The following is an 11,367-nucleotide window of genomic DNA, read 5'->3' on the forward strand; positions in this document are numbered from 1 at the left end:
GGCAGCGGTGCAGGGCGAGCAGTCATTGAACTATGCGCAGTTGAACCGGCGTGCCAACCAACTGGCCCACCATTTGCTCGGCCTGGGTGTGGCACCCGGCGAGCGCGTGGCGATCCTGCTGGAGCGCTCGCTGGACCTGCTGGTGAGCCAGTTGGCCATCAGCAAGTGCGCGGCGGTGTATGTGCCGCTGGACATCAACGCGCCGCTGGACCGTCAGGGCTTTATGGTTGCGGACAGCGGTTCACAGTGGCTGCTCACGTTGGCGTCGATCGAGGTGCCCGAGGGCGCTCGTCGTCTGGACCTGGACCGCCTCGATTTCACTGACACCCCCGACTGCAACCCGGCGCTGGAGCAATCGGCCGAGACGGCGGCGTACATCATGTACACCTCCGGCTCCACCGGCATGCCAAAGGGCGTATTGGTGCCGCACCGGGCAATTACGCGCTTGGTGATCAACAACGGTTACGCCGATTTCAATCAGCACGACCGTGTGGCCTTTGCCTCCAACCCGGCGTTCGATGCCAGCACCCTCGACGTGTGGGCGCCCTTGCTCAACGGCGGCGCGGTGGTGGTGGTCGACCAGGACACGCTGTTGTCCCAGGCAGATTTCGCCGCGCTGTTGCAGCAGCAAGCGGTCAGCGTGTTGTGGATGACCGCCGGCCTGTTCCACCAATACGCCGATGGGCTGCTGCCGCTGTTCACGCAACTGCGTTACCTGATCGTCGGCGGCGATGTGCTCGACCCAAGTGTCATCGCCCGAGTACTCAAGGACGGCGCACCGCAGCACCTGCTCAACGGCTACGGCCCGACCGAAGCCACCACCTTCTCGACCACCTTTGAAATCACCTCGGCCGAGGAGGGCAGCATCCCGATTGGCCGGCCGGTCGGCAACAGCCGTGCCTATGTGCTGGATGCCCATCAGCAACCGGTGCCGGTCGGCGTGACCGGTGAACTCTACATCGGCGGTCAGGGCGTTGCCCTCGGCTACCTGAACCGTGCCGACCTGACGGCGCAAACATTCCTCGCCGACCCGTTCAGCGACACGGGCTTGATGTACCGCACCGGCGACCTGGTGGCCTGGCGCGCGGACGGTACCTTGCAGTACCAGGGCCGTAACGACCAGCAGGTGAAAATCCGTGGTTTCCGCATCGAACTGGGCGAGATCGAGGCACGCCTGAACGAGCACCCGCAGGTCAAGGACGCTGTGGTACTGGCCCGTGAGGACGAACCAGGGCACAAGCGCTTGGTGGCCTACTTCACTGAGCGCGACAGTGTCGACCTTCAGGCACTGCGTGACCATCTGCACGCGCAATTGCCGGACTACATGGTGCCTGCCGCCTACGTTCGCCTGGAGCATTTGCCGCTGACCAACAACGGCAAGGTCGACCGCAAAGCCTTGCCCGCACCCGACCAGGACGCGTTGCTCAGCCGTGGCTACGAAGCGCCGCAAGGCGAGGTGGAGAAAGTGCTCGCGCAGATCTGGGCCGATGTGCTCAAGGTTGAGCAGGTCGGGCGGCATGACAACTTCTTCGAACTGGGCGGTCATTCACTGCTGGCCGTGAACCTGATTGAACGCATGCGCCGCGCCGAGCTCAGCGCCGACGTGCGCGTATTGTTCAGCCAACCGACCTTGGCGGCACTGGCCGCCGCCGTCGGCTCAGGGCGCGAGGTGGCCGTGCCGGCCAACCTGATTACCCCCGAGTGCACGCATATCACCCCGGACCTGCTGCCCCTGGCCCAACTGGACCCAGCGGCGATCGATCGCATTGTTGCCAGCGTGCCGGGCGGCGTGAGCAATGTGCAGGACATTTACGCCCTGGCGCCGTTGCAGGAAGGTATTCTCTATCACCACATCACCGCCGAGCAGGGCGACCCGTACCTGCTGCAATCGCAATTGGAGTTCGACGACGTCGAGCGGCTGCAGGCATTTGCCCAGGCGCTGCAGCAGGTGGTCGACCGTCATGACATCCTGCGTACGGCCGTTGTGTGGGAAGACATGGCCAGCCCGGCGCAAGTGGTGTGGCGTAATGCCGAATTGCCGGTGCAAGGGATTGACCTGGACCCAGCCGACGGTGACATTCTGGCGCAACTGCATGGGCGCTTTGACGCCCGGCATTACCGCCTCGAGGTCAGCCAGGCTCCGCTGATTCGCCTGGTGTATGCCGAGGACCGCGCCCATCAACGCGTGGTCGCCATCCTGTTGTTCCATCACCTGGCCCTGGACCATACCGCCCTGGAGGTGGTCAGCCAGGAAATGCAGGCCAGCCTGCTGGGGCAGGTCGAACCCCTGGCGCCTGCGATTCCGTACCGCAACTATGTGGCCCAGGCGCGCCTGGGTCTCAGTGAACAAGAACACGAGACGTTCTTCCGTGACATGCTCGGTGATATCGACGAGCCGACGTTGCCGTTCGGTTTGCAGGATGTACAGGGCGAGGGGCACGCCATCCGTGAAGCCTCGTTGACCCTGGACGCCGCATTGAGCCGGCGCCTGCGCACACGGGCACGGCTTCTGGGTGTCAGCGCCGCCAGCGTGTTTCATCTGGCGTGGGCCAAGGTGTTGGGCAGTGTGTCCGACACCCGCAGCGTGGTGTTTGGCACCGTATTGATGGGCCGTATGCAAGGTGGCGACGGCGCCGACCGTGCACTGGGTATGTTTATCAATACCTTGCCGCTGCGGGTCGATATCACGGGCATGGGCGTGCAGGCTGCGGTCAAGGCGACCCATGCGCGCCTGACCGGGCTGCTGGGGCATGAGCATGCGTCGCTGGCCCTGGTGCAGCGTTGCAGCGGGGTGGCGCAATCGACACCGCTGTTCAGTGCATTGCTCAACTACCGTCACACGCCGGCGGCGCACACTACGCTGACGGCCGAGATGGAGCAGGCCTGGCGCGGTATGCGCTTCCTGGCGTCCGAAGAACGTACCAACTACCCGGTCAGCCTGAGCGTCAATGACCTGGGTGAAGACTTCAGCCTGGATGCGTTGACGGTCGCGTCGGTGGACCCGCAGTTGATCTGCGGTTACCTCGCGACCCTGCTCGAACAGTTGGTCGAGGCCCTGGAGCAAACGCCACAGATGGCGCTCGAGCATCTGTCGATGCTCTCGCCGAAGCAAACTCGCCAGTTGACCGTGGACTTCAACGCCACTGACGCCGAGTACCCACGGGACCTGACCGTGGTGCAGATGATCGAGGCACACGCCTTGCACACGCCGCACGCCGTAGCGGTGGTGCTGGGTGACCAAACGCTGAGCTACCGCCAACTCAACGAGCAGGCCAACCAGGTGGCGCATCACCTGCGCAGCCTCGGCGCGCAGGCCGATGCCCGGGTGGCGATCTGCATGGAGCGCAGCCCAGCGATGATCGTCGGGCTGCTGGGCATTCTCAAATCGGGCGCCGCCTATGTGCCACTTGACCCGCAATATCCGTCGCAACGCCTGGCACTGACCCTGCAAGACAGCCAGCCGCTGGCCGTGCTGGTGCAGGCTCAAACCCGCGCAGTACTGGCAGACAGCGATATCGCGCTGCTGGACCTGGACGACGCGCTCTTACGTGCGCAACCGCTGCACAACCCGGCCACCGTGGCCGGGCCCACTCACCTGGCCTACGTGATCTTCACCTCGGGCTCTACCGGGCGCCCTAAAGGCGTGATGGTCGAGCATGGTTCGCTGGTCAACCACATCACCTGGCAGACCCGTACCTTTGGCTTCGATGCCGATGAACGGATCCTGCAACGCACCTCGGTGGCTTTCGACGCTTCGGTCTGGGAAATCTGGACGCCACTGGCCATCGGTGCGCGGCTGGTGCTGTTGCCGGCACACGCCTCGCGGGACGTTGAGCAGATGGCGCAGACTATGGTGGAACAACAGGTCAGCGTCGCCCAGTTCGTGCCGAGCCTGCTGCGTCTGCTGGTGCAACTGCCGGCCAGCGGCGTGCAATGTCGCTACCTGTTCAGCGGCGGCGAAGCACTGGAGCCCCAGCTGGCGATGCAAGCTCGGGCACTGACCACTCACGGTATCGTCAACCTGTATGGGCCCACCGAGGCCACCATCGACAGTACCTCGTGGACCTGCGACGGCCACTTGCCGGTCGAGTCGGTGCCGATCGGCAAACCGATCGCCAACGCGCGGGCCTATGTGCTCGATGCAGGCCTGAAACCGGTGGCGTTGGGGGTCGCGGGCGAGTTGTATATCGGCGGCGCCGGTGTCGCCCGCGGCTACCTGGGGCGCGATGACCTGACGGCCGAGCGCTTCCTGGCAGACCCGTTCACCGGCACTGGACGCGTGTACAAAACCGGTGACCTGGTGCGTTACCTGTCCGACGGCAGCCTCCAATATCTGGGACGCAATGACGATCAAGTCAAGCTGCGCGGCTTGCGCATCGAACTGGGGGAAATCCAAACCTGCCTGTTGGCGCACGCCGACGTGTGCGAAGCCGTGGTAGTGGTGCGTGACGAGCGCCTGGTGGCGTATCTCACGCTGCATGAGGCGGCGTCTGCCCTGGATATCGAAGCCTTGCGCGAGCAGGTGCAGCAGTATTTACCGGCGTACATGGTGCCGCAGGCGTACGTGGTGCTGGAGACCTTGCCGTTGAGCCCCAATGGCAAGCTTGACCGCAAAGCCCTGCCGGAACCGGGGATGGAGTCGGTGATCGCACGGGGTTATGAAGCACCGGTGGGTGCGGTCGAAACCCTGCTGGCGCAGATCTGGGCCGATGTGCTCAAGGTCGAGAAGGTGGGTCGTCATGATCACTTCTTCGAACTGGGCGGGCATTCGCTGCTGGCCGTCGGCCTGATTGGCCGCATGCGCCAGGCCGGCCTGAACGCCGACGTGCGTGTGTTGTTCAACCAGCCAACCCTGGCGGCGCTGGCCGCTGCCGTGGGCAGCGGGCGTGAGATCCAGGTGCCGGCCAACGTTATCCCGGACGGTTGCACGCACATTACCCCGCAGCTGCTGCCGCTGGTGACGCTTGATCAGGCCAGCATCGATCGCATTGTCGCCACCGTCGCTGGCGGTGCCGCCAATGTGCAGGATATCTACCCGTTGGCACCGCTGCAGGAAGGCATCCTTTACCACCACATCAGCGCCGAACAGGGCGACTTGTATGTGCAACAGGGCCAGTTCGCGTTTGCCGACCCGGCACGTCTGCAGCAATTTGCCCAGGCGTTGCAACAGGTCATCGACCGCCACGATGTGCTGCGCACCAGCTTCGTCTGGGAAGGTCTGGAACAGCCGGTGCAAGTGGTCTGGCGCCAGGCGCAGATGATCACCCGGGCGGTGCAGTTCGACCCGCGTGGCGGCGACATCGCCGCGCAACTGGCCGCGCACGTTGACCCGCGCCGGCATCGCTTGAATGTGACCCAGGCGCCGCTGATGCAACTGGTGTACGCCGATGATGAGGCTGGCCGGCGCATCGTTGCTACGCTGCTGTTCCACCACACCATCATGGACCACATGGCTATGGACGTGGTGTGGCGCGAAATGGAGGCGTTCCTGCTCGGCAAAGGGGAAGAGTTGGTCGCCTCGGTGCCTTACCGCAACTACGTGGTACAGACCCGCCTGGCCAGCCGCGAGCAGGAACACGAGACGTTCTTTCGCGACATGCTCGGCGATGTCGACGAGCCGACTCTGCCGTTCGCCCAGCAGGACGTACGTGACGACGGTTACGACATCGATGAGGTCGACCTGACCCTGGATGCGGGCCTGAGCCGGCGTCTGCGCAGCGTAACGCGCAAAAACGGGGTCAGCCCCGCCAGCCTGTTTCATTTGGCTTGGGCGCGGGTGCTGGGAGTGGTTTCCAGTACCGAACGCGTGGTGTTCGGCACTGTGATGATGGGCCGCCTGCAAGGCGGCGAGGGTGCCGACCGGGCCCTGGGCATGTTTATCAATACCTTGCCGCTGCGGGTCGATATCACCGATCAGGGCGTGCAGGAGGCGGTCAAGGCCACCCATGCACGTCTGTCTGGCTTGCTCGCCCATGAGTTGGCTTCGCTGGCCCAGGTGCAACGTTGCAGCGGCGTGCCGCAATCGTTGCCGTTGTTCAGTGCATTGTTCAACTACCGCCACACCCCGGCCAACGCCGTTGAAGTCAGCGAAGCGTCGCTGCGTGCCTGGCAAGGCATGGAGCTGTTACAGGCACGGGAGCGCTCCAACTACCCGTTGACCTTGAGCGTCAACGATTTGGGCGAGGCCTTCAGCCTCAGCGCGTTGGCACTGGCGTCCATGGGCGCGCAACGCATCTGTGCCTACGTGAACCGCGTCGTCGAGCAACTGGTCGAGGCCCTGGAGCAGGCGCCGCAGACCGCACTCAACAGCCTGTCGATCTTGCCGGCCGAGGCCCGTCAACAGGTGCTCGGCGGATTCAACGATACGCGTGTCGACTATGCCCACGGCCAGACCATTCACCAGCGTTTCGAACGCCAGGTCGAGCTGTACCCGCATACGCTGGCCGCTGTGTATCAGGGGCAGAGCCTGACCTACAGCGAGCTGAACCGCCAAGCCAACCAACTGGCGCACCAGTTGATCGAACTCGGCGTGCAACCCGACGATCGCGTGGCGATCTGCGCCCAGCGCAGCCCGGAAATGCTGGTGGGGCTGGTGGCGATTCTCAAGGCGGGCGCGTGCTACGTGCCCATCGATGCGGCGCACCCGGCCGAGCGCCTGCGTTACCTGCTCGACGACAGCGCACCGGTGGCTGTGCTGATTCAGCCCGCGCTGGCGCAACGTTTGCCGACCTTGACCGTGCCGGTGATGGAACTGGACCGGCGCCTGTGGCAAGGCCCGTCCAAAGGCAACCCGCACATCGCCGGGTTGACTCCGGCGCACCTGGCGTACGTGATCTACACCTCGGGCTCCACCGGCTTGCCCAAGGGCGTAATGGTCGAACACCGCACCCTGGAAAACCTGGTGAGCTGGCATTGTGATGCGTTTGAACTGGAGCACGGCAGCCATACGTCGAGCGTCGCTGGTTTTGGCTTTGATGCCATGGCCTGGGAGGTCTGGCCGGCGCTCTGCGTCGGTGCGACCCTGCATCTGCCGCCCGCCCATGACGGCAGTGAAGACATCGACGCGCTGCTGCGATGGTGGCTGGCCCAGCCGCTGGATGTCAGCTTCCTGCCGACGCCGGTGGCCGAGTACGCCTTCAGCCAGGCGCTGCAACATCCGACCCTCAAGACCCTGCTGATCGGCGGCGACCGTCTGCGTCAGTTCAATACGCCGCAGCGGTTCCATCTGGTCAACAACTATGGCCCGACCGAAGCCACTGTGGTGGCGACCTCCGGGCGTATAGAAGCCGGCCAGGTGTTGCATATCGGCAAGCCGGTGGCCAATACCCAGGTCTACCTGTTGGATGAGCGTCAGCAGCCGGTGCCCCTGGGGGTTGCCGGTGAGCTGTATGTAGCCGGTGCCGGTGTGGCACGGGGTTACCTGAACCGCCCGCAGATGAGCGCCGAACGCTTCCTCAAAGACCCGTTCAGTCGCGACCCGCAGGCCCGCATGTACCGCACGGGCGACCTTGCGCGCTGGCTGGAAGACGGCACCCTCGATTACCTGGGGCGTAACGATGACCAGGTGAAAATCCGCGGCGTACGCATCGAATTGGGCGAAATCGAAACCCGCCTCGCTGAACAACCCCACGTGCGTGAAGCCGTGGTACTGGCCCGCGAAGGGCGCCTGGTGGCCTACTTCACTGAGACGCAGCCACTGGAAGTTGAGACGTTGCGCAACAGCCTGCAAGCGTGCCTGCCGGAGTACATGGTGCCGGCCGCTTATGTACGCCTGGACCATCTGCCGCTGACCGCCAACGGCAAGCTCGACCGCAAGGCATTGCCCGAACCGGGGCTGGAGGCGCTGATCAGCCGTGGCTATGAAGCCCCCGAGGGCGAGGTGGAAACTACACTCGCGCAGATCTGGGCCGATGTGCTGAAGCTTGCGCAGGTAGGCCGCCACGATAACTTCTTTGAGCTGGGCGGCCATTCCTTGCTGGCTGTGGGCCTGGTTGAGCGCATGCGCCAGGCAGGTTTGCAGGCGGATGTACGTGTGCTGTTCAGCCAACCCACCCTGGCGGCACTCGCTGCGGCGGTGGGGGCCGGTAACGAAGTGGCGGTGCCCGTCAACCGTATTGACGCGGGCTGTACGCGCATCACCCCGGACCTGCTGCCGCTGGCCACGCTGGATCAGGCCAGCATCGACCGCATCGTCGCCCATGTCCCCGGTGGCGTCGCCAACGTGCAGGATATCTATGCCCTGGCGCCATTGCAGGAAGGTCTGTTGTATCACCATATCAGCGCGGAGCAGGGCGACCCGTACCAGCAACATGCACTGTTCGCGTTTGACAGTCGCCAGCGCCTGGACGGATTCGTCCAAGCCTTGCAACACGTGATCGACCGCCATGACATCCTGCGTACCGGGCTGTTCTGGGAGCAGCTTGAGGCACCGGTGCAAGTGGTCTGGCGCGAGGCCCCGCTGGGGCTCGACGAACTGATCCCGCGGGCCGGTGATGTGCTGGCGCAGTTGCGTGAACACTTCAGCCTGGGTCAACACCGCATGGACATCCGCCAAGCGCCGATGATGCACCTGGGGTTCGCCCATGACCCGCAGCACCAGCGCTGGATCGGCATGCTGTCCTTCCACCATATGGTCAACGACGCAACGTCCATGGGCGTGCTGGTGGGAGAAATCGAAGCACACATGAGCGGGCGTGCGCAGCAACTGGGGGCCTCGGTGCCGTACCGCAACTATGTGGCCCAGGCCCGCCAGGGCAATGACCAGGCGGCTCACGCGGCGTTCTTCGGCACTATGCTCGGTGATGTCGATGAACCGACCTTGCCGTTTGGTGTGCAACGTATCGACAGCGAGCGCGATGCCACCGAAGAGGTTGATCATTGGCTGGGCCCGGTGCTTAGCCAGCGCTTGCGTCGGCAGGCGCGGCACCTGGGGGTCAGTGCCGCTGCGCTGTATCACTGGGTCTGGGCCCGGGTCATCGGTGCGCTGTCGGGCCGCGATGATGTGGTGTTCGGCACGGTTCTGCTCGGCCGCTTGCAGGCCGGTGACGGTGCTGACCGCTCCATGGGGATGTTCATCAACACCTTGCCGCTGCGCGTGCGCCTGAGCGATGACAGCCTGAGTGCGGCGGTCAAGCATACCCATGTCGCCTTGAGCCAGTTGGTGGCCCATGAGCATGCATCGCTGACGTTGGCCCAACGCTGCAGTGGCGTAGCGGCCCCGGCGCCATTGTTCAGTGCCTTGCTCAACTACCGTCATGCGTCGAGCACGGTCAGCGAAGCCAGTCGTGTGGCCTGGGAAGGTATCCAGATGCTCGCCAACGAAGGGGTCAACAGCTATCCGCTGATCCTCTCGGTGGACGATGTGGGCGAAGACTTCCGCGTCAGTGCCTTGGCCCCACGTTCGGTGGGCGCGCAACGGGTACTGGGCTATGTGTGCACGGCGTTGGTCGGGTTGGTCGATACGTTGGAACACGCACCGCATGCACCCGCCAACCGCACGTCGTTGCTGGCCGAGGATGAACGCCGGCTGCTGCTGCAGACCTTCAATGGCACCCCGCGGGACTACCCGCATCAGCAATCGGTCCATCAAGTGTTCGAAGCCTGGGCACAGGCACAACCGCAAGCCGTTGCGGCAGTGCATGGCCAACAGCAGGTCAGCTATACCGAGTTGAACACACGTGCCAACCGCCTGGCCCATCATCTGGTCAGCCTGGGGCTGCAAGCGGGCGACAGCGTGGCGGTGCTGCTGGAGCGCTCGATCGACCTGCTGGTGTGTCAACTGGCCATCAGCAAGTGCGCGGCGGTGTATGTGCCACTGGATGTTAATGCGCCCGTCGAACGCCAGGCGTTCATGCTGGAGGACAGCCACGCCGCATGGCTGTTGAGCAACACAGGGCAGGCGAGGGTGTTCGATGTGCCGCGCATCGACCTGGACCTGCTGAAGCTTGGCGACCAGCCCGCGCACAACCCGGCACTGGAGCCATCGGCCGAGACAGCGGCGTACATCATGTACACCTCCGGCTCCACCGGTACGCCGAAAGGCGTATTGGTGCCGCACCGGGCAATTACACGCTTGGTGATCAACAACGGCTATGCCGATTTCAATCAGCACGACCGTGTGGCCTTTGCCTCCAACCCGGCGTTTGATGCCAGTACCCTCGACGTGTGGGCGCCCTTGCTCAACGGCGGCGCGGTGGTGGTGGTCGACCAGGACACGCTGTTGTCTCGGGCCGATTTTGCGGCGCTGTTGCAGCAGCAAGCGGTCAGCGTGTTGTGGATGACCGCGGGCTTGTTCCACCAGTACGCCGAAGGGTTGCTGCCGGTGTTCAAGCAGTTACGCTACCTGATCGTCGGCGGCGATGTGCTCGACCCAAGTGTCATCGCCCGGGTGCTCAAGGACGGCGCACCGCAGCACCTGCTCAATGGCTATGGCCCGACCGAAGCCACCACCTTCTCGACCACCTTTGAAATCACCTCGGCCGAGGAAGGCAGCATCCCGATTGGCCGGCCGGTCGGCAACAGCCGTGCCTATGTGCTGGATGCCCATCAGCAACCGGTGCCGGTCGGCGTGACCGGTGAACTCTACATCGGCGGTCAGGGCGTTGCCCTCGGCTACCTGAACCGTGCGGACCTGACGGCGGAGAAATTCCTCGCCGACCCGTTCCGCGACGCCGGCCTGATGTACCGCACCGGCGACCTGGTGGCCTGGCGTGCCGACGGTACCTTGCAGTACCTGGGGCGTAACGACCAGCAGGTGAAAATCCGTGGTTTCCGTATCGAGCTGGGCGAGATCGAAACCCGCCTGGCCAGTTGCCCCGGTGTCAGGGACGCAATTGTGCTGGCCCGTGAGGATGAACCAGGGCACAAGCGTCTGGTGGCCTACTTCACTGAGCGTCAAGCGTTGGACATCGAGGTACTGCGCACGCGCCTGCAAGGGCAACTGCCGGAGTATATGGTGCCGAGCGCCTATGTGCGCCTGGACAGCCTGCCGCTGACCAGCAACGGCAAGGTTGACCGCAAGGCCTTGCCGGCGCCGGACCAGGACGCCTTGCTCAGTCGTGTCTACGAGGCCCCGGAGGGGGCAGTGGAGGTCGCCCTGGCACGGCTGTGGGAGAGCGTGCTCAAGGTTGAGAAAGTGGGGCGGCATGACCACTTCTTCGAGCTGGGTGGGCATTCACTGCTGGCGGTCAGCCTGGTTGAGCAGATGCGCAAGCAAGGCATGGACGCCGATCTGCGGGTGCTGCTCGCGCAACCGACGCTGGCTGCAATGGCCGCGGCCGTAGGGCAGGTGGAGCACGTGGTGGTGCCGCAATCAAGCGTGCCGACGCTTGAGCGCAAGCGCCGCATTTGAGTCGGCGTCTGATCTGA

1 protein-coding gene is annotated in these 11,367 nt (G+C 64.4%); it reads left to right on the forward strand.

Translation table 11 applies throughout. The features are described from left to right. Nucleotides 1-7: 7 nt before the first annotated feature. Nucleotides 8-11,350, forward strand: coding sequence for a non-ribosomal peptide synthetase (locus tag BFP92_RS14040; protein WP_083221747.1), 11,343 nt, complete (start codon nucleotides 8-10; stop codon nucleotides 11,348-11,350). Nucleotides 11,351-11,367: the final 17 nt, after the last annotated feature.

This window comes from Pseudomonas sp. 58 R 3 (genome assembly GCF_900006605.1).
Lineage (GTDB): Bacteria > Pseudomonadota > Gammaproteobacteria > Pseudomonadales > Pseudomonadaceae > Aquipseudomonas > Aquipseudomonas salomonii.